Genomic DNA, 20,266 nt, shown 5'->3' with positions numbered 1-20,266 from the left:
TCCATACCTGGGTCGGGGATAAATGTCGGGTGCTCGTGGGAGGCTCGAAGGTAGCCTTTCCGGGCCGCTCGAAAGCCCCACCCCCGCCACCTGCCGGAGGCCCTCGTGTCCTTGCTCCGCCTCGCGCTGGCGTACCTGCGCCCCTACTACGCCTGGGTCGCGGCCGTCGTCGTGCTCCAGTCCGTCGCGACGATCGCGTCGCTCTACCTGCCGAGCCTCAACGCTCGGATCATCGACCAGGGCGTCGCCCAGGGCGACACCGACTTCATCTGGTCGACCGGCGTGCGCATGCTCCTCGTGTGCCTGGTCCAGGTCGCCGCTGCGATCGCCGGCATCTACTTCGGTGCGCGCGCAGCGATGGCTGTGGGCCGCGACCTTCGCCGCGACGTCTTCCGCAAGGTCGACTCGCTCGGCACGCTCGACGTGAGCCGGTTCGGCACCGCGACCCTCATCACCCGCAACACGAACGACGTGCAGCAGGTGCAGATGCTCGTGCTGATGACGCTCAACTTCATGGTCTCGACGCCCATCATGTGCGTCGGTGGGATCGTCATGGCGCTCCGTGAGGACCCCGGGCTCTCGTGGCTCGTGTGGGTCTCCGTGCCCCTCCTGTTCGTCGTCGTGACGTTCCTCGTCGTCAAGCTGCTCCCGCTGTTCCGCGTCATGCAGGAGCGCATCGACGGGATCAACGGCGTGCTGCGCGAGCAGATCGTCGGCATCCGCGTCATCCGCGCGTTCGTCCGCGAGACCTTCGAGTCCGAGCGCTACCGCGAGGCGAACCTCCGGCTGACCGACGTCTCGGTGCGGGTCGGCAACCTGTTCGTCCTGATGTTCCCCGTGATCATGATGATCCTGCACCTCGCGACCGCGGCGGTCCTGTGGTTCGGCGGCCACCGCGTCGACGCGGGTCTGATCGAGGTCGGTGCGCTCACCGCGTTCCTCCAGTACCTCCTGCAGATCCTGGTCGCCGTCATGATGGGCGTCTTCATGGTCATGATGATCCCGCGTGCCGCAGTCTCCGCCGAGCGTGTCCAGGAGCTCCTCGTCACCGCGCCGACGATGCTCGTCGCGACCGGGAACGCGCCCACGCCCTCGCGCGGCGACGTCGAGCTGCACGACGTGACGTTCGGCTACCCCGGCGCCGAGCTGCCGGTCCTCGACCGCGTGTCCTTCGTGGCCCCGCAGGGCCGCACGACGGCGATCGTCGGGTCGACCGGCTCCGGCAAGTCGACCCTGCTCTCCCTGATCCCGCGCCTGTTCGACGCGCAGTCGGGCACCGTGTCGATCGGCGGCACGCGGGTCCAGGACCTGTCCCGCGAGCAGATCGCGACGCTCGTCGGCTACGTCCCGCAGAAGCCCTACCTGTTCTCCGGGACGATCGCCTCGAACCTTCGGTTCGGCAAGCCCGACGCCACCGAGGACGAGCTCTGGGAGGCGCTGCGCGTCGCCCAGGCCGCGGACTTCGTCCGCGAGAAGTCTGACGTGCTCGAGGAGAACGTCGCCCAGGGCGGGACGAACGTCTCCGGCGGCCAGCGCCAGCGCCTCTGCATCGCCCGGGCGCTCGTGGGGCAGCCTCGCGTGCTCCTGTTCGACGACTCGTTCTCCGCGCTCGACGTCACGACCGATGCCCGCCTGCGGGCCTCGCTCGCGGACGCGACGGCGGACACGACGGTCATCATCGTCGCGCAGCGCATCGCCACGATCCGCTCCGCCGACCAGATCGTCGTGCTCGACGGCGGCAGGGTCGTCGGCACAGGCAGCCACGAGCAGCTCCTCGAGAGCAACGACACGTACCGCGAGATCGTCGAGTCCCAGATGAGTGCGGAGGAGGTGGCCTGATGGCTGAGGAGAACGTCGCAGTCCAGGACGAGACGGAGTTCCAGCCGGGCGAGGCCGACGGCGGGATGTTCGGCGACGGGCCGCCTGCCAAGAAGGCGAAGCACTTCTGGCCCTCCGCGAAGCGGCTCGTCGGCCTGCTCGCTCCCGAGAAGGTCCTCATGAGCATCGTCATGGTGCTCGTCGTCGGGTCGGTCGTGCTCACGGTGGTCGCCCCGCGCATCCTCGGCCGCGCGATGGACGTCATCTTCAACGGCTTCCTCGGCAAGTCGCTGCCTGCCGGCGTCCCCAAGGACGTCCTCGTCGAGCAGCTCCGCGCCGCCGGGGAGACCCGCCAGGCGGACATGCTCGCCGCGACCGACGTGATCCCGGGACAGGGCATCGACTTCAGCCGGCTCGCCGAGCTGATCCTCCTGGTCCTCGCGATGTACGTCGTGGCGTCCTTCCTCATGTGGGCGAACGGGTTCCTGCTCAACCGGCTCGTCATGCGGGTCGTCTTCCGGCTCCGCGAGGACATCGAGCGCAAGCTCAACCGGCTCCCGCTGAGCTACTTCGACACCCGCCAGCGCGGCGACCTCATGTCCCGCGTGACGAACGACGTCGACAACATCCAGGCCGCGCTGCAGCAAGCGTTCTCCCAGCTCGTGTCGTCGCTCATGACGGTCCTGGGCATCACCGTGATGATGTTCGTCGTCTCCTGGCAGCTCGCGCTCATCGCGCTCGTCGCGCTGCCCCTCTCGGGGATCGTCGCAGGCGTGATCGGTGTGCGGTCGCAGAAGCTCTTCGCAGCGCAGTGGAAGCACACCGGCGCCCTCAACGGGCACGTCGAGGAGTCCTACTCGGGCCTCGAGCTCATCCGGGCGTACGGCCGCGGCGAGGAGATGCTCGAGGAGTTCGACTCGCGCAACGACAAGCTGTTCTCCGCGTCGTTCGGGGCGCAGTTCGTGTCGGGCATGATCATGCCCGCGATGACCTTCATCTCGTACCTGTCCTACGTACTCGTCGCGGTCGCAGGTGGGCTCCGGGTCGCATCGGGGAGCATCACGCTCGGCGACGCGACGGCGTTCATCCAGTACTCGCGCGAGTTCACGCAGCCCGTGAGCGAGATGGCCTCGATCGCCAACATGCTCCAGTCCGGCGTCGCGTCGGCGGAGCGGACGTTCGAGCTGCTCGACGCCGACGAGCAGGAGCCGGAGGACGTGCGCGCCACGCTCCCCGAGGCCGCGCACGGCCGGGTCGTCTTCGAGGACGTGTCCTTCAGCTACGACCCCGAGGAGCCCCTCATCGAGGGCCTGTCCTTCACGGTCGAGCCGGGACAGACGGTCGCGATCGTCGGGCACACCGGCGCGGGCAAGACGACGCTCGTCAACCTCGTCATGCGCTTCTACGAGCTCGGTGGCGGCCGCATCCTGGTCGACGGCGTCGACATCCGGGACCTCTCGCGCGACGAGCTGCGCGGACGCACGGGCATGGTCCTCCAGGACGCGTGGCTCTTCGAGGGCACCATCCGGGAGAACATCCGGTACGGCCGGCTCGACGCGACCGACGAGGAGGTCGTCGAGGCGGCGAGGGCGACGATGGTCGACCGCTTCGTCCGGCAGCTCCCGGACGGGTACGACACGGTCATCGACGCCGACGGCGGCAGCGTGTCGGCGGGCGAGCGCCAGCTCATCACGATCGCCCGGGCCTTCATCGCGCAGCCGTCGCTGCTCATCCTCGACGAGGCGACGTCCTCGGTCGACACGCGCACCGAGCTGCTCGTCCAGCACGCCATGGCGGCGCTGCGCTCAGACCGCACGTCGTTCGTGATCGCGCACCGGCTCTCGACGATCCGGGACGCTCACACGATCCTCGTCATGGAGCACGGCGCGATCGTCGAGCAGGGCTCGCACACCGAGCTGCTCGAGCGGCGCGGGGTCTACCACGCGCTGTACGAGAGCCAGTTCAAGGGGTCGACGTCCGGCGACCCGAACGCCCCCGAGGGAGTGTCGGCCTGAGCACAGGTACGGAGGGCGGTGCGCTGCGGCGTTCCGCCCTCCGTGCTGTCCGCGTCCGTCCGCGCAGGTCTACCGTGTGAGCAAGAGCGGTTCGTGTGAGCGGAGGACTGGCGTGCGCATCGGAGTTCCGACCGAGATCAAGGTCCACGAGTACCGCGTCGCCGTGACGCCCGCCGGCGTCCACTCGCTGACGAGCGCAGGCCATCAGGTCGTCGTGCAGTCGGGCGCTGGCGTCGGCTCGGCGCTCTCCGACGACGAGTACCGTGCGGCCGGCGCAACCGTCGTCGCGGACGCGGCCGAGGTGTGGGCCCGCGCCGACCTGATCTGCAAGGTCAAGGAACCGCTGCCCCAGGAGTACCCCCTCATGCGCGACGGGCTCCTCCTGTTCACCTACCTGCACTCAGCCGCTGACCTCGCGGGGACGCGCGCCCTGATCGACCACAAGGTCACCGCCGTCGCGTACGAGACGGTGACCGCGCCCGACGGCTCGCTGCCCCTGCTCGCCCCCATGAGCGAGGTCGCGGGTCGCATCGCCGCGCAGGTCGGCGCGGTCGAGCTCATGCGGCCGCACGGACGCGGCACGCTCATGGGCGGCGTGCCGGGGACGCCGCCTGCCAAGGTCGTCGTGCTCGGCGGCGGGACGGTGGGCCGCAACGCCGCGCAGGTCGCCGCAGGCATGCGCGCCGACGTGTGCGTCGTCGACGTCTCCGCGGCGGCGCTGCGCGCGATCGACGCCGAGCTGTCGGGCCACGTGCGCACCGCGATGTCGAACCCGTGGGAGATCGAGCCGCTGCTCCTCGAGGCGGACCTCGTGATCGGCGCCGTGCTCGTGCCGGGCGCTCGCGCGCCGCACCTCGTCTCCGAGGGGCTCGTCGCACGCATGCGCCCCGGGTCGGTGCTCGTCGACGTCGCGATCGATCAGGGCGGCTGCTCCGAGGTCTCCCGCCCGACGACGCACGAGTCACCCACGTACCGCGTCCACGGGACGACCGTCTACGCGGTGACGAACATGCCCGGCGCCGTCCCGGTCACGTCGACACGTGCGCTCACGAACGCGACCCTCCCGTACCTCCACGAGCTCGCGAACGTGGGCGACACGATCGTCGAGGGCCGCGATCCTGCGCACGGCCTGCACCCGCGGCGGGCCGCGCTCCTCGCGGGCCTCAGGGCCGGGCTGACGACGCACGCCGGCGAGGTGCGCAACGAGGTGGTCGCCCGCGCCCACCGCCTCTGACGGCGCCGCCCCGGGGCCACCTGGCCGGAGAACGCCAGAGGGACCGTCTCGGTGAGACGGTCCCTCTGGGCTTCCGGTGGAGCTAAGGAGATTCGAACTCCTGACCTCTTCGATGCGAACGAAGCGCGCTACCAACTGCGCCATAGCCCCGTGAAGCGTTACCTAGGTTAGCACCTGCACCACGTGGATTGCACATCCGCGTCGGGCTGAAGGAGCCGCCCGTCCGGGTGGCTCCGACTCACTCGCCCGACGCACGACGACGAGCGAGGATCGCGTCGAGGTCGAGCCCGAGGCCCTCGGTCGAGACAGTCTCGGACTCCTCCGCGCTCGCGACGCTCGCGCTGCTCGCCCGCTCAGACGCGTTGCTCGGCGTCGTCACGTCGTCCTCGTGGAGCGGTGCCGGCTCGCGGCGCGGAGCCGCGGCCTTCATCGTGTAGGTCGGGCGCGGCAGCGAGAACCCTGCGAGCTCGCCGCCCTCCGCGACGACGTTCTCGGGCGCGGGAGCAGCGTCGACCTCGACCGCCGTGGTCGTCGCAGCGTCCTCTGCGGACACAGGGGCAGCGACAACCTCGGTCGCTGACGCCGTCGCAGCAGCCTCGGCGCTGCGCGCGACGACCGCGCGGACCGCGTCCGAGGAGATCATCTGGGTGCTGACGTCGCTCGCGTGGACGGCGCGCCCCGTGACCGACGGTCGCACCGGCGCCGGGGAGGACGCCGAGCGCGCCTTCACCGCCACGGTCGCGTCGGCTCGGCGCCCGGCGACGACCGCGCGGCGGCCGAGCACGAGCACGCCGCCGAGCATCGCCGTCAGCACCGACGGGATCGCGACGTGGATCGAGAACGCCGAGACCGCGGTCCAGGCGATCGCGGAGGCGGACAGGAGCGTGAGCGTGAGGGCGAGACGGCGCTTCGCGGCGGCAGCACGCTGCTCGGCGACGGCCGCGCGCCGTGCGCGCATCGCCGCGGCCTCGCGGGCGGCGTCGCTGCTGCGCGAGGTCGTGACGGGACGTGCGGACACAGGTCGGGTACGCCCGGCCGGCGACACCGTGCGCTGAGCACCCGTGGTGGGTCGATCCATGTCCTGCGCTCCCTTCGCGCGTCCGGCGATCTGTGCTGCGCTGACCGCGGGCATCGAGCCCGTGAGCAGCTGATCGTGCTTGAGCTGTCCCGGTCCGCAGTCCCGGGTCTCGGTCACGAAGGTCCGAGCCGGTCGTGCGACCGCGAGGATCCGCATCGCACCCGAGAAGCGGTCGTCCGACCTCGCCTCGAGGAGCAGGTCGCGGTGACGCGTCCGTTGCGGCAGCAGGTAGGCGACCCACAACCCGACAAGGGCCAGGATCCCGGCCCCGCCTGGAATTGGTTCCACCATTGAGACGGTATGCGAGGGCGCTCGGCTGGCCGTGCACGCGACGCGGCGTGTCTTACACCGTTGTCATTAACGCTCTTCGCGCGCGGCCTGCCAGCGCGCCAGCAGGCCGCCCGGGACCTCTTCCGCGGTGAGGGCGAACGTGCGGTGGTCGCACCACCGCCCCTGGATGTGGAGGTACCTCTCGCGCAGGCCCTCGTCCCGCAGGCCGAGCTTCTCGACGACGCGAAGACTCGGTCCGTTCTCGGGCCGGATGTTGACCTCGATCCGGTGCAGCTGCAGCACGGAGAAGCAGTGGTCGACGGCGAGCGCGACGGCGGTCGGCACGGCGCCGCGACCTGCAGCCTCGCGCGCGATCCAGTACCCGATGCTCGCCGAGCACAAGGAGCCGTACGTGATGCTCGAGACGGTGAGCTGGCCGACGAGCTCACCGTCGACCTCGAGGCCGAAGGGCAGGGTCGTGCCCGACCGCGCGAGCCGGCGCAGCGCGGCGACGTAGGACGCGAACGTGCCGGGCGGGGTCGAGTGGCCCTCGGGTGTGGTCGCGTCCCACGGGGTCAGCCACGCCGTGTTGCGCAGGCGGATGTCCGTCCAGGCCGCGGCGTCCGACCGACGCAGGGGACGCAGGACGACGCTGCCCGCAGGACCGTCGTCCCGCAGGACCACGGGCCAGCCGCGGGTCATCCCTCGAGCACCAGGCAGTTGACGCGCTCGCCGAGCTGGACGAACGTCTGGTGCTCGGGCACGACCGCGAGCGCGTTCGCGTCGGAGAGCGCCGACAGCGAGAGCTGGTCGAGCGTCGCCGGGTCGCCGACCGGCGTCACGCGGTATCCCTCGTCGGGGCTCCCCACGAGGTGCGCGGGGACGAACTGCCGCACGTCGGCCGGGCTGCTCCACGCGACGTCGGCGTATGCGGCGACCGACGGCCGGAACAGGTCGGCCTTGCCTGCCATCGCGCGCAGCGCGGGCCGCACGAACACCTCGTACGAGATCTGTGCGGCGACGGGCTGGCCGGGCAGCGCGAAGATCGGGACCTGCCCCTCGCCCTCGCCGAGCATCCCGAAGCCCTGGTGGCGGCCGGGGCTCACGGCCACGTGGTCGAACCGCACCGTGCCGAGCGGCCCCAGCACGTCCTTGAGCGTGTCGTGCGTCCCTTCGGACAGGCCGCCCGTCGTGATGAGCAGGTCGGCGCGCACGAGCTGGTCCTCGATCATCTCTCGTAGCGTCGCGCGGTCGTCGGAGACCGCAGCGACGGGGATCGCGACCGCGCCCGCATCCTGCACCGCGATCGCGAGCGCCTGCCCGTTCGCGTTGTAGACGCCGTCGCCGCGGCGGCCGGGCTCGATGAGCTCGGACCCGACGGGGAGGATGACGACGCGCGGACGCGGGTGCACCCGCAGCCGCTGGCGGCCGAGCGCCGCGGCGAGGGAGATCTGCCGGGCGCCCAGGCGCACCCCTGCCGCGATCGCGACCTGGCCCGCGACGACGTCGGCCGCGGCGTGGCGCACCCCTGCGCCTGCCGGCGAGGGGCGCAGGACGCGCACGGTCGCCGTGCCGCGGTCCGTCACCTCGAGCGGGAGGACCGTGTCCGCGCCGAGCGGCACGGGCACGCCCGTGCTCACCCGGATCGCCTGCCCCGGCACGAGCCGCACGGGCTCGACCGCACCCGACCACACGTCCTGGACGACGGGCAGCGACACCGCGCCGCCGTCGGCAGCGCCGTAGACATCGTCGTGCCGGACGGCGTATCCGTCGTGGAGCGCGACGTCGCGCGCGGGCACGTCCGCGGGCGCCAGGACGTCCTCGGCGAGGATGCACCCCGCCGCGTCCGCGAGCACGACGTCGAGCGGTGGCACGGGGCGCAGCGCGGCGAGCGCCTCCGAGAGGTGGGTCTGGACCGGTCTCACGATCGCATCACGGCTGCAGCGTCCTCACGTAGCCCTCGAGCCAGTCACGGAAGTCGCCGCCCAGGTCCTCACGGTCGCACGCGAGCTGCACCACGGCCTTGAGGTAGTCCAGGCGGTCGCCCGTATCGTAGCGCCGCCCCCGGAACACGACGCCGTACACGCCGCCGCCCTGGTCAGCAGGCATGCGGGCGAGCTCGGCGAGCGCGTCGGTCAGCTGGATCTCGCCGCCGCGGCCAGGCTTCGTGTGCTCGAGGACCTCGAACACGGCGGGGCTCAGGACGTAGCGCCCGATGATCGCGAGGTTGCTCGGCGCGTCCTCGGGCGCGGGCTTCTCGACGAGCGCGTCGATACGGACGACGTCGGCTGCGGGCACGTCGAGGCCGTCGCCCACCTCGGCGACAGGCGAGACGGCCGCGCACCCGTACATGGAGATCTGCGCCGGGTCGACCTCGAGCAGCGCGACGACGGACCCGCCGGTGCGCTCGGCGATCGCCGTCATCACGGGGAGGATCGGGTCGCGCGCGTCGATGAGGTCGTCGCCGAGGAGGACTGCGAACGGCTGGCGGCCCACGTGGTGCTTGGCTCGCAGCACGGCGTGCCCGAGGCCGAGCGGCTCGCCCTGGCGCACGAAGTGGATGTCCGCGAGCCGCGTCGACTCCTGGACCGCCTCGAGCCGCGTGTCGTCCCCCTTGGCCTCGAGGTTGGCCTCGAGCTCGGGGACCCCGTCGAAGTGGTCCTCGAGGCTGCGCTTGGACCGCCCGGTGATGAACAGGACGTCGTCGAGACCTGCTGCGACGGCTTCCTCGACGACGTACTGGATGGCCGGCTTGTCCACGATCGGGAGCATCTCCTTGGGGGTGCTCTTGGTCGCGGGGAGGAACCGGGTGCCGAGTCCTGCTGCAGGGATGACTGCCTTGGTGATCGCCATGCCGAGAGCCTAGCCGCGGTCCTCGGGATCCGCAGTTGACCGGATGCACACAGAACTTTGAGACACTGGAGGCATGAACGGAGCGACACAGCCCTACCCGATCCACGCGGCCCTCGAGATCGAGGACGCGAAGAACGCGCTGCGGGCTGCCATCCGTTCGAACCGTCAGCAGCGGTCCCCGCGGTTGCGGCAGGAGGCCGCAGAGTCGTTCGCCGACGTCCTCGCGTCCGCCGACGAGCTCGCCGACGTGAGGTGCGTCGCGGCATACGTCGCGCGCCCGCACGAGCCCGGCACGCTGCCGCTGATCGAGCGTCTTGCCGAGCGTGGGGTGCGCATCCTGCTTCCCGTGCTGGGCGCTGGGCTCGAGCGAGGCTGGGCACCGTACGCGGGGGCCGACGACCTCCAGGAGCGGGCGCCCGGCCGCCCGCCGGAGCCGGGAACCGAGTCGCACGGCCCGGAGGCCCTCCAGGAGGCCGACGTCGTGATCGCGCCCGCGCTCGCCGTCGACACGACGGGGATGCGGCTCGGCCAGGGCGGCGGGTGGTACGACCGCGCCCTGAGCCACAAGCGTCCGGACGCGCTCGTCGTCGCGATGGTGTTCCCGGAGGAGATCTACGACGCCGCCGAGCGGCCGATCCCCCACGAGCCGCACGACGTCCCTGTCGACGCGATCGCGACGCCGTCGGGCTGGACGGCGATCGCCGCGACGTCGCAGGTCTAGCGGGAGGCTCGCACCCTCGTGGGTCGCGGGAGCGGTCTGCTCCCGTCGCCGACGGCCGCGGAGCCCGCCCGGGCCCGAGCCGTGCCCCTGGGCGCCTGCCGCGGCTACTCGACGGGCTCGAGCACCAGGGTCGATTCTGCCGCACCTGTGACTGCAGCCGGGCTGAACGGCCACGCGAACGTCTCCCCGCGCACCCACGCGCCCAGCTGGTCGGCGTAGTGGGTGTGCCCGGGATGACCCGAGACGCCCGTGACGACCACCCACCGTGACGCGTCGAGGTCGGCGAGGTCGACGACCATGCGCATGGACGGGCCCGCCGTCACGGAGAAGTCGCGCGCGCCGGTGACCGTGTGGCGCGCCGAGGCGTCCCACGCGGTCGCGTTGACGATCGACGAGCCTCCTGCAAGCTGCTCAGCGCCGGGGTTGACGAGCATGCGCACGGGCGCAGGGACGCTGTCGCCGCCGAGCACGGGGTGGGCGAGGCGAAGCTGGTGCAGCCTGCCCCACTGCCACTCGGCAGGGTTCTTGCCGAGCGTCGTGGTGAGCTCCAGGCGTGCGCCCTCGAGCGCGTCCTTGAGGATCTCGTCGCGGGTCTCGACGACGTTGACCGTCCGCCGGTCGTCCCACCACGGCGACGTCGGGTCGGCCATGAGGCTGTCGACGACCGCGAGCCACCTGCTCCCGCCCGCCGACTGCATCGAGGAGGGGAGGTCGTCGCCGAACGTCCGCTCGAGGAGGTGCGACCACACCGCCGCGAAGTACGCGGCGCCGGCCGAGTCGGCGTCCATCTCGTGGTCCCAGCCGCGCAGCAGGTCCTGGCCCTCGGAGAGGAAGCCCGGCGCGAGATCGACGTCGAGGAGCGCCGGCACCAGCAGGTGGGCGTACGGGCTCCACACGTCGGACTGCAGCGCAGCCATCGCCTCGACCGTGACAGGCGAGCCCGACTCGACCTGTCCCTTGATGAGGGCGCGGATCCGCTCGGAGCGGTAGCCGTAGTCCCAGTCGGAGGTGAGGAACGGCCCGACGCCGCGCTCGGCGACAGCCTGGTTGGCCGCGACGATGAACCCCTCGGCCGGGTCGAGCACGGCCGGCATGTCCTCCGGGGCGACGAATCCCGTCCAGTCGTAGCGCGAGTCCCAGCCAGGTCGCGGCCACGTGCCGTCGGAGGCGGCAGACCCGGGGACGGTGGCGCGCACGGGAATCTGCCCCGGCGCCTGGTAGCCGATGTGCCCGTCGACCGTCGCGAACACGATGTTCTGGGAGGGCACGGCGAACAGTGCTGCGGCTGCGGCGACGTCGGCCGCGTCCTGGGCGCGGTTGAGCGCGAAGACCGCGTCTGCGGTCCGGCCGGGCGACAGGGCGGTCCAGGCGAGAGCGACGCCGTACGTCTGGCCCGAGCCGTGTGCGGTGCCGGTCGGGGTGCGCAGCGCGGCGACGACGTCACCGAGCTCGCCGGAGACGACGGGTCCGTGCGCGGTGCCGCGCACGGTGATGACGACGTCGTCCCCGCCGTTGACCTTGATCGTCTCCTCGCGCAGGGTGAGCGGCTGCCAGTCGCCGTCGCGCAGGTACGTGTCGTCCTTGATCGCCTCGATGAAGAAGTCGGTGACGTCCGCGCCGAGGTTGGTCAGGCCCCACGCGAGCGAGGCGTTGTGGCCGATGATGACGCCTGGGAAGCCCGCGAAGGAGAACCCGGAAACGTCGTACGGGCACGCGTCGGACACGGGTGCGCACCGCAGGCCGACCTGGTGCCAGATGCTGGGCGCCGCGAGCCCGAGGTGCGGGTCGTTCGCGAGCAGCGGCTTGCCCGTCGCGGTGAGGTCGCCCGAGACGACCCACGAGTTGGAGCCGGTCCCCTCGCCGCGCGCGACGGTCTGCGGGACGGCCGCGAGCGCGGCTGCGGCCGACGCGACCGCATCCTGGAGCGACGCGTCGCCCCACGGCACGTCGTCGTGCGCAGCGGCGCCCTCCGCAGCGGTGCGGGCTCCCGTGCTGCCCTGCGCCTGGCCCTGGCCCGCGGTGCGGGCCGCGTGCTGCGCCGTCAGCTCGTCACGGTCGAGGATCGGGGCGTTGCCGGTGCTCGCGTAGCGGGGGAAGAGCTGCTCGACCTGATCGACGTCACCGACGATGCCGAAGGTGGCCGCCCGGTCGAGCTCCTCGTCGTAGTTGCCGCGCAGGTCCCAGGCCATCGCCTTGAGCCACGCGACCGAGTCGATCGGGTCCCAGGGCTCAGGTGCCGAGACGTCGACCTGCATACCGAGGACCGTGTACTCGAGCGCGATCGACGACGTACCGCGCCCGGCGAGGTAGTCGTTGACGCCCGCCGCGTAGGCGGTGAGGTTGGCACGCGTCGTCTCGTCGAGGAGCGCCCACTCCTGCTCGGCGACGTGCCGCCAGCCGAAGGTGCGGATGACGCGGTCGGCGGCGATCGCGTCGGGGTTGTCCCCGACGAGCTCCGCGAGCCGGCCCGAGGTGACGTGCCGCCGGTAGTCCATCTCGAAGAAGCGGTCCTGCGCGTGGACGTAGCCCTGGGCGCGGAAGAGGTCGGCGCTCGACGTCGCGGTGATCTGCGGGACGCCCTGCTGGCCCCGCTCGACGGTGACCTCGGCCTGGAGCCCGGCGATCGGCACGTCTCCCGACGTGGCGGGGAACGGTCGGCGCACGGCGCCGACGACGACGACGCTCGCGGTGACCAGGGCGATCAGGACGAGCGCCGAGAGGGCGATGAGCGAACGACGAAGGACGCGGGCACGACTGGGCACAGGCCGAGCCTAGCCCGTGGCCTCGATCGAGGTGTGAGGAAGCCGTCAGGACGGGCGTGGGCCTGGCACGTTAGAATCAGCACTCGGAGAGTTGGAGTGCCAGAGGCGGCCGACCGGTCGGCGCGCCGCCGAGGTCCCCGCCGGCATCCCGCTCGGAGCACGACACGTCGCCGTCCTTGAGGAGTTCCGCCAGTGCCCACCTACGCGTACACCTGCACCGCGTGCGGTCACAGCTTCGACATCCAGCAGTCGTTCAGCGACGACGCCCTGACCGTGTGCCCGGAGTGCTCGGGCAGGCTGCGCAAGATCTTCAGCACCGTCGGCGTGACGTTCAAGGGATCGGGCTTCTACCGCACCGACTCGCGGTCGGGCTCGAAGAGCTCGGTGCCTGCGGCACCGTCGAAGCCTTCCGGCGGCTCGTCCTCGACGCCCGCAGCGTCCTGAGCCCGCGGTCGCCCACAGGGTGACCCACGGGGACCGTCGTCCCCACGTCCGTGGCCTGGCGGACACGGCACACCATCGCCGCCCTAGCGTCGCCGCATGCCTCCGCACGCCACGCCCCGACCTGACCGAACAGCACAGAGCGCCCGCCGCCGGCAGCTCCTGCGCACCCGTCTGTGGCGGTGGCGCGTCGCCGCGACGTGCCTCGCGCTCGGCGCGACGACCGCCGCGGTCGTCGGCGCCCTGCGCGTCCCCGACGCACCGACGCGTCCCGCCGTCGCCCTCGCCCGGGACACCGCGCCCGGCGAGCGCCTCGCCCTGACCATCGCCCGCCTGCCGACGCACCTCGGCCCGGCCTGCGCCGTGACCACGCCCGGCGAGATCGAGGACGAGACCCTCGTCGTCGCCCTGCCCGCGGGGACGCTCCTGTGCCCGTCGATGCTCGCGAGCTCGCCAGCGCACGGGCTCGCACGTGACGGGGACGTCGTCGTCCCGGTCACCCTGACCGACCCCGCGGTGGCAGCCGCGCTCAAGCCCGGCGACCGGGTGAACCTCGTGCGCGGTCGCACGGCCGACGGCGACGGGCAGACGCGCATCGTGGCCCGCAGCGCCCTCGTGCTGCCCTCTCGCGCGGGCCGGGAGACCTCGTCCGGGAGCGGGCTCCTGGGGCCCGCGACCGGGACGGGCTCGGCGACGACGACCGTGCTCGTCGCCGTCCGACCCGACGAGGGCCTCGCCCTCGTGGACGCCTCCGTCTCGGGCTACGTCGGCGCGGTGATCGTGCAATGATGCTGACGAGAGGGACGTCCACGAGGACGCACCAAGGCTTGACGAACCCCAGAGGGAGACGACGCATGAAGGAGACCTTGAACGGTTTCAAGGAGTTCATCCTCCGCGGCAACGTGATCGAGCTGGCCGTCGCCGTGATCATCGGCACCGCGTTCTCGGGCATCGTCGCGAAGATCCAGGAAGGCGTGATCAACCCGCTCATCGCGGCGTTCTTCGCGGCTCCTGACCTGTCGTCGGTCGGCTCCTTCACGATCAACGACTCGGTGTTCATGCCCGGCCTCGTGCTGAACGCGATCATCAACTTCCTCATCGTCGCGGCCGTCATCTACTTCGTGATCATCCTGCCCATCAACAAGCTGGCGGCAGCCCGCAAGCGCGGCGAGGTCGCGGAGCCGGCCGCTCCGTCCGAGGACATCCTGCTGCTCCAGGAGATCCGCGACCTGCTCAAGCAGCAGAACGGTGGCGGGACCAGCACCACGCCGGGGACCTTGCCCTCCCTCTGAGGGACACAGCACGAACGAAGGAGCGAGCCGACCCCGCGCGGGGTCGGCTCGCTCCTTCGTCATGTCTCGGGGCTGCGCGTCGCACGACCTTCAGTCGCGGTAGCCGGCGCCACCCCAGTGGGGAGGCAGGTCTCTCAACAGATGGGCGTCGTCGCTCTCGCGCCCGGCGCCCTCGGACCATCCCTCGCCGCGCTCGTCGGCGCTGATCCCTGAGACCTCTGCCGTCTCGGTCCCCCGCCGCACGACGCGGCGGGGCTTGCGAGGGGCACCCTCGCCCCCCGGAGGTGGGACGGGCGCAGGCTGGTCAGGTCGAGGATCGTGCGGGCTCACGCCCCCATCATCCCAGCCCTCGCGGGTCAGGAGCCGAGCGCGCGACGAACAGCGGCGTTCACGGCCGCGTCCACACGGTTCGACCGGCGCACGACCCCGAGCTCGGCGCGCAGGGCGCCCGCGAGCTGCTCGGCGTCGCGCTCGATACCGTCCGACCTGATCCATGCGGCGAGCTCGTCGATCTCGTTGTCGCCGTACGCGTTGATCGGCAGGCCAGGCTGCACGTCGGGGCGCGGGGTGCGCACGGACTCGACAGCCGTGTCTGACGCCGCCGTCACGAGGTCCACCTGGACCCCGCCGACCATCGCGAAACCGCCCTGCATCACTGCGTCCGGACCGGTGTGCCGAGCCCCTTCGACGACCTCGGACGCCGAGCCTGGCGACGCGGCGTCGGCCTCGACGGGCGCTGGCGCCTCTGCGTCGGGCGTCTCGTCGGCGACGGTCGACGCAGCCGAGAGCGCGGACACGGCGCTACGCCCCGACACGCTCGAACGGACGGAACCCGCCGACAGCACCGACCCAGCCGGGCCCGCGACGCCGCCGGGCACGTCGTGCGCGGAGGCCGCACTCGACGCGTCGGCAGCTGTCTCTCCCGAGACGGGCGCCCACGCCGGGGTGGCCCAGCCGGGCGCGTACGGGTTCGCGCGCGGCGTCTCTCCGGAGACCGCGGCGGCGAACGACGGCGTGACGATCCCGTCGGCGGGTCCGGACACGGGTGCCGCTCCGGCGGCATCGTCCACGTGCCGGGCGGAGGGCGCCTCGGGCGCTCCCTCGGCTCCCAGCTCCACCGGCTCGACCGGCTCAGCCTCGGCGCGCTCCGGCTCCAGGGTCCCGGGCTCGACAGGGTCGAGGGCGCCCGGTGCTACGGCCGCGGCCGGCGCAGCCGCCACGGGCGTCTCGAGCTCGATCGGGTCCACGATCGCCGGGAGCGTCACCGGGACGTTCGCAGCATCACGGCCACCGAACATCGGCTGCTCGAACAAGCTCGCGGCCACGTCGAGCACGACCTGCCGGATACGGCTCGCCTCCTTGACCGGGTCGAGGAACGCGGCAGCCGACCACACCTGGACGACCGTCCACCCGAGCGCCTCGAGACGCTCGGCGCGCTGACGGTCGCGCACGCGGACGGACGGTTCCGCGACGTACGCGGCGTCGTCGGTCAGGACGGCCACGAGCATCCGGTCCGGGAGGTCCGGGTGGCCGACGACGAGCGGGATCCGCTCTCCGCCACGCATGCCGAAGTCCGTCTCGACGAGGAGCCCAGCACGCCACAGGCGCTCGGCAAGGTCGATGACGAGGCGGTCAGGGTTGAGGTCCGTCTCGATGCCACCGGCGAGCATCGAGCGCGGCCCCTCGGCCGCACGCCGCTCGACGAACTCGAGGAGGTCACCGAGGAGACGCGCGCCCGGGCTGCGCAGACGCTCGGGGTCGAGGTCCTCGTACCCGAAGCACGAGACGACGGTCAGCCGGGCGCGCGAGACGCCGAGCGCGTCGAGGAGCATCGCCTCGCCCGAAGGCTCGGACACCGCACCGAAGCGGTGCAGGACCCGACCGTGCGGGGTGCGGCCGAAGCCGACCGACATGACGACGGCGTCGCGCGAGAGACCTGCGACCGCGGACAGGTCCGCGATGACGACCGGCTCGTGGGTCGCCGGGTCGAAGAACGACGAGAGCGCCGGGTTGCGGCGGACCTCACCGAGCAGCGCCTCGCGGACCCGGTCCGCGTGCAGCTCGCTCAGCGTGATGATCGCGAGCGACTCCTCGGGCCGGACGAGCGCGTGCTCGATCGCGAGCTCGACGACCCGGTCCACCTCGCCCTGCGTCGTCTGGACCGTGCCCGTCGCGGCGTCGGGCATGCCCGACGCGTCGACGGTCTGGAAGTCGACCAGGTCGCGCGAGACGGGCAGCGGCGTGGGCCGGAGCACGTCGCCGTAGCCGTGCGTCGTGAGGAACTCGACGAGCTCCTGGTCACGCGACGACACCTGCGCTCGTAGCGGCACCGTCGGGAGGATGCGAGCGAGGTCGCGCACGGCCGCGCCCGAGGCCGAGCGGGCGTCACCGATGACGACGACCTGCCGGCCGCGCGCGAGCGCGGGGACGAGGAGCTCGGCCGGGAGGTGCTGGACCGCGTCGAGGACGACGAGGTCGACCGTCCGGGTCGGGGGCAGGACGTGCGGCACGAGCGTCGGCGACGCGACCGTGACGGGACGCAGGGAACGCAGCAGGTGGCCGTATCGGGCAGTCGTGTCGCGCAGGCCCGTGAAGCGGCCCTCGAGCAGCTCGGCGAAGAGCTCTTCGGTGTCCTCCGGGTGCTTGCGCATCGCGAGGGTCGCCTCGCCGATCGCGGCGGTCAGGACAGGGCCGGGCAGCGCGGCGACGTGCGCGCGGTCCAGCTCGCGGAAGCGGGCCGCGAGTGCCTCGAGCGCTGCGCCGTCGTACGCGGCGAGGGCGACGTCCTGGCGCAGGATCTCCTCGAACACCGACGACCACCAGGCGAGCTCGAGCTCAGGGCCGACGAGGCCGCTCGAGACGTGCCGGTCGTGCAGGTCGTCGACGAGCGCGGACAGGCCCGCGGCGCGCAGGTCGCGCAGGAGCGCGGTGCGCTCGGGGAGCGTGTCGAGCGCGGCGCGGTCCGCCGCGAGGCGTTCGGTGCGCTCGATGAGCGCGGCGAGAGGCATGTCGAGGAGCCCGCCGCCTGCCGGGGTCGACGCGAGCACGGGCTCGAGCGCCTCGACGTCGGCGAGGACCTCGCGGTAGGTCGCCTCGATCACGGCGAGACCTTCGGGGAGCCGCGGCCAGCCGCCCCCCGGGCACATCGCCGTCCACTGCTCACGCTGCGCCTGCACCTTGACGAGCGCGCCGTGCAGGTCGTCGACCCGGGTGCCGGGGCGCAGCATGTCCTTGGCCTGCTTGGCGAGGCGGCGGCGCTGACGGCCCGTCATCTCGGGGGCGTTGAGCGTGCGCCACTTCGGCGTCGCGGTCGCCGCGACGAGGTCGGCGGCGGTCCGCTCGAAGATGATCGGCTGGAAGACGTCGAGCGTCGTGCGCAGGCCGGCGATCATCGCGAGCTGCTCGCCCCAGGCGCGCAGCGACGTCGGCTCGACCAGGCCCGACGACGCGCGCACCTGCTCGATCTGCGCGTCGAGGCGCGGAAGGAGGTCGTTCGCGAGCCGTTCGGCGCGCGTGTGCGCGGCACGGGCTGCGTCGTCCTCGATGAGGTCTGCGCCGTACCAGGGGGTCGACGTGGGCCGGATCGTGAAGGCCCCGAGCTCTGAGACGCGGATGAGCGTGTCGATCGCGTTCTCGCGCACCTCGCCCGTCAGAGCGGTCGTGGTCGCCGGGGAGAGGCGGACGTGCGTCGAGGGTGACGGTCGTGCGGCGGTCAGGCGGGCGAGCGCCTGCAGGACGTCGTACGCCGAGACGCCCCAGGGGCGTCGCACGAGGTGGAGCGACTCGATGTACCCGGCGAGGCGGCGGCGGGTGTCGATCAGGTCGGCGCGCAGGCGCCCGAGCGCGTGCCGGTCGATGTACGGAGGCTCGAGCGTCATCGCGGCGAGGAGCCGGCGGGACACTCCCGCGCGCCAGGTGGGCGACGGCTCGATGTCCATGAGGAGGTCGGACAGCCCGAGGCTGTCCATGCGTGCGACGACCTGCTCGGCGGCGCGCCGGTGGCCGGGCACGTAGAGGACGGAGCGGCCGGAGGCGGCGGCGTCGGCGACGAGTGCCGCGACGGTCCCGGGGACGTCCGCGCCGGCGGGCGCGTCGACGAAGACGTGGCGTCCCGTCGTCACGGCGTCGATCAGGTGGCGCTGGGCAGGATCGAGGTCGCCGACGCCCCGCTCGTCCGCCGGATCCTCGTCGCCCTGGCGCACCTCGGGCAAGGACTGCGGGACGAACGCGCGCGCGACCGTGGACGCGACGTCGTCGTGGACCTCGTCGAAGGGCTCGGGGTCGGCGCCCTGGCTGTCGTCCGCGTCGTCGCCGTCCTCGGCGGGCAGGACCGACGTCCGTGTCGGCGGGTGCGCCCGGACGTGCTCGTCCTCGTAGGCGAGGGTCGCGAGCGCCGCGACGACCTCGTGGTGGTCGAGGCCAGAGAGCTCGTCGAGGTCGTCGACGAGCGCCTGGCCCGGGTGGACGAACGAGCCGACGACGAGCTTCTCGGTGAGCGTGAAGTCGGTGAGCACGGCAGAGCCGAGCGCGTGGACACGGTCGGTGACGATGCTCGGCGCGAACGCACCCGAGTCGAAGGCCGACTGCGCGAGCGCGACCGGGTCGAGCAGCGCGCCGCGCGAGCGCAGCGCGCGCGACAGGACGGGGTTGAGCTCGGCGGACGTCTCGAGCATGAGCTCGTAGTCGGACTCCCCGGAGCCTCGGGCCTGGAGCCGCAGGGGGCGCAGCAGGACGGGGGCGCGGACGGTGCGCCGCGACTCGCGCGGCTCCGACTCGGACGCCCCGGACGGGCCGGGCGCCGCGCCGGCGATGCGGGCGAGCGCCGCGACGTCGTTCGCGGACTCGTCACCGACCTCTTCGGTCCACGTGGCGACGCCGATCGCGAGGTAGGTCGGGGCGATGCCGTAGCGCTCGGTCTGCTCCTTGGCGCGTGCTGCGACCGCCCGTGCCCGACGCCGCGCCGTGGGTAGGGAGATGCCCTCGCGGAAGATGTTCGCGAGCTGGGTCGGGCGACCGGCGAAGAGCTGTGCGATCCCTGACGGGTGCGCTGCGGTGAGGTCGAGCACAGCGTCGCCGAGCAGGCGGATGTCCGCGAGCGAGGAGCCGCCGGCGCGGGCGGCGAGCGCGGTGCGCCAGGCGCTGACGGACCGCGCGACGATCTGAGAGGTCGTGGGCGCTGCGACGATCACGGGCGCGTTCGGGGCGCCGGCGTGCTGCTCCCCCTCGGGGCGCTGGTTGCTGGCCATGACGTTCACGTTGGAAACGCTAACCGGCGGCGGGGTGAGAGTGGGGGTGACGCGCCGCAGGGTGGGTTCCGAGGCCCGAGACATGGGACACCCACGGCCAGAAAAAGGGGGTGGGGTCCGGCTCGAGGGCCAAGAATGAGGGACAGCGCGCACCGCGCAGGGGGCAGGCGATGCGCGCCGTCATGGATGATCTTGCACGCTCCTTCACCCGGTGTCAACGCGCCGTGAGCCGCCAGATCTTGTCTGTGCGGAGCCTGAGAGACCCCGGCCACGCGGGCACGGCTCGAACGACGAGGTGACGCGTCGTCGTTTCCGACGGGACCTTCGATCCTGTCGTGAACACCGCCCGAATCGGGCGCGGATTCGGGGACCCGAGCCTCGACCGAGTAGGCTCGTCCCGCCCGACCGCGACGGCCGGGCGCGCGTCTGTAGCTCAGTGGATAGAGCACCGCTCTCCTAAAGCGGGTGTCGGCAGTTCGAGTCTGCCCAGGCGCACCGCACGGGCCTCGGCCCGCGGACCTGCTCCGCGCACCTGC

Annotated in this window: 13 protein-coding genes and 2 tRNA genes; 8 read left to right on the top strand and 7 right to left on the bottom strand. The window is 72.4% G+C overall.

The window, feature by feature from the left end; all coding sequences use genetic code 11:
* Positions 1–105: 105 nt before the first annotated feature.
* The 3 genes from HF995_RS10120 (at position 106) to ald (ending at position 5,067) form a co-directional block, all read left to right on the top strand.
* Entirely contained in the window at positions 106–1,839 is a 1,734-nt protein-coding gene (locus tag HF995_RS10120; RefSeq protein WP_168447692.1) for an ABC transporter ATP-binding protein, read from the top strand.
* On the top strand, positions 1,839–3,833 hold the full coding sequence (locus HF995_RS10115) for an ABC transporter ATP-binding protein (protein ID WP_286189520.1): 1,995 nt from the start codon (positions 1,839–1,841) through the stop codon (positions 3,831–3,833). Before HF995_RS10120 ends, HF995_RS10115 begins: the two co-directional genes overlap by 1 nt.
* 112 nt (positions 3,834–3,945) lie before the next feature.
* Positions 3,946–5,067: an alanine dehydrogenase gene (gene ald / locus HF995_RS10110; protein ID WP_168447691.1), complete on the top strand. Its 1,122-nt coding sequence runs from the start codon at positions 3,946–3,948 to the stop codon at positions 5,065–5,067.
* Between the two features lie 77 nt (positions 5,068–5,144).
* Here ald and HF995_RS10105 read toward each other — a convergent pair.
* The 5 genes from HF995_RS10105 to HF995_RS10085 all read right to left on the bottom strand — a co-directional run bounded on the left by HF995_RS10105 (position 5,145) and on the right by HF995_RS10085 (position 9,268).
* Positions 5,145–5,217 (bottom strand) — tRNA-Ala (locus HF995_RS10105).
* A gap of 88 nt (positions 5,218–5,305) precedes the next feature.
* A complete protein-coding gene (locus tag HF995_RS10100) occupies positions 5,306–6,433 on the bottom strand; it encodes a hypothetical protein (RefSeq protein ID WP_168447690.1) in 1,128 nt (375 codons plus the stop codon).
* Between the two features lie 69 nt (positions 6,434–6,502).
* Positions 6,503–7,117, bottom strand: coding sequence for a GNAT family N-acetyltransferase (locus HF995_RS10095; protein WP_168447689.1), 615 nt, complete (start codon positions 7,115–7,117; stop codon positions 6,503–6,505).
* Positions 7,114–8,340, bottom strand: coding sequence for a molybdopterin molybdotransferase MoeA (locus HF995_RS10090; protein WP_168447688.1), 1,227 nt, complete (start codon positions 8,338–8,340; stop codon positions 7,114–7,116). Before HF995_RS10090 ends, HF995_RS10095 begins: the two co-directional genes overlap by 4 nt.
* 7 nt (positions 8,341–8,347) lie before the next feature.
* On the bottom strand, positions 8,348–9,268 hold the full coding sequence (locus HF995_RS10085) for a UTP--glucose-1-phosphate uridylyltransferase (protein ID WP_168447687.1): 921 nt from the start codon (positions 9,266–9,268) through the stop codon (positions 8,348–8,350).
* A gap of 73 nt (positions 9,269–9,341) precedes the next feature.
* Here HF995_RS10085 and HF995_RS10080 point away from each other — a divergent pair, with 73 nt between their 5' ends.
* Entirely contained in the window at positions 9,342–9,989 is a 648-nt protein-coding gene (locus tag HF995_RS10080) for a 5-formyltetrahydrofolate cyclo-ligase (protein ID WP_168447686.1), read from the top strand.
* Positions 9,990–10,093: 104 nt separating this feature from the next.
* Here HF995_RS10080 and HF995_RS10075 read toward each other — a convergent pair whose 3' ends face one another.
* Entirely contained in the window at positions 10,094–12,751 is a 2,658-nt protein-coding gene (locus HF995_RS10075; RefSeq protein ID WP_168447685.1) for a penicillin acylase family protein, read from the bottom strand.
* A 192-nt stretch (positions 12,752–12,943) separates the two neighbouring features.
* Here HF995_RS10075 and HF995_RS10070 point away from each other — a divergent pair, with 192 nt between their 5' ends.
* The 3 genes from HF995_RS10070 (at position 12,944) to mscL (ending at position 14,484) form a co-directional block, all read left to right on the top strand.
* Entirely contained in the window at positions 12,944–13,195 is a 252-nt protein-coding gene (locus HF995_RS10070) for an FmdB family zinc ribbon protein (RefSeq protein WP_168447684.1), read from the top strand.
* 96 nt (positions 13,196–13,291) lie between these two features.
* Entirely contained in the window at positions 13,292–13,981 is a 690-nt protein-coding gene (locus HF995_RS10065; RefSeq protein WP_168447683.1) for a CpaB family protein, read from the top strand.
* A 65-nt stretch (positions 13,982–14,046) separates the two neighbouring features.
* Positions 14,047–14,484: a large conductance mechanosensitive channel protein MscL gene (gene mscL, locus HF995_RS10060; protein WP_168447682.1), complete on the top strand. Its 438-nt coding sequence runs from the start codon at positions 14,047–14,049 to the stop codon at positions 14,482–14,484.
* Positions 14,485–14,840: 356 nt separating this feature from the next.
* Here mscL and HF995_RS10055 read toward each other — a convergent pair whose 3' ends face one another.
* Positions 14,841–19,730 (bottom strand): hypothetical protein, encoded by a 4,890-nt coding sequence (locus tag HF995_RS10055; RefSeq protein ID WP_210727390.1) that lies wholly within the window; start codon positions 19,728–19,730, stop codon positions 14,841–14,843.
* Positions 19,731–20,152: 422 nt separating this feature from the next.
* On the opposite strand from HF995_RS10055, the gene HF995_RS10050 reads away from it, so the two are divergent.
* Positions 20,153–20,225: transfer RNA gene (locus HF995_RS10050), tRNA-Arg, on the top strand.
* Positions 20,226–20,266: the final 41 nt, after the last annotated feature.

This window comes from Sanguibacter hominis ATCC BAA-789 (assembly GCF_012396185.1).
GTDB lineage: Bacteria > Actinomycetota > Actinomycetes > Actinomycetales > Cellulomonadaceae > Flavimobilis > Flavimobilis hominis.
The sequence above is the reverse complement of the archived record's forward strand: the minus strand, read 5'-3'. Positions and strand labels throughout refer to the sequence as shown.

Excerpts from the sequence above, each read along its gene's own strand:
- HF995_RS10115 (WP_286189520.1), top strand. The coding sequence starts at position 1,839 with ATGGCTGAGGAGAACGTCGCAGTCCAGGACGAGACGGAGTTCCAGCCG.
- HF995_RS10095 (WP_168447689.1), bottom strand. The coding sequence starts at position 7,117 with ATGACCCGCGGCTGGCCCGTGGTCCTGCGGGACGACGGTCCTGCGGGC.
- HF995_RS10085 (WP_168447687.1), bottom strand. The coding sequence starts at position 9,268 with ATGGCGATCACCAAGGCAGTCATCCCTGCAGCAGGACTCGGCACCCGG.
- HF995_RS10080 (WP_168447686.1), top strand. The coding sequence starts at position 9,342 with ATGAACGGAGCGACACAGCCCTACCCGATCCACGCGGCCCTCGAGATC.
- HF995_RS10065 (WP_168447683.1), top strand. The coding sequence starts at position 13,292 with ATGCCTCCGCACGCCACGCCCCGACCTGACCGAACAGCACAGAGCGCC.
- mscL (WP_168447682.1), top strand. The coding sequence starts at position 14,047 with ATGAAGGAGACCTTGAACGGTTTCAAGGAGTTCATCCTCCGCGGCAAC.
- HF995_RS10055 (WP_210727390.1), bottom strand. The coding sequence starts at position 19,730 with ATGGCCAGCAACCAGCGCCCCGAGGGGGAGCAGCACGCCGGCGCCCCG.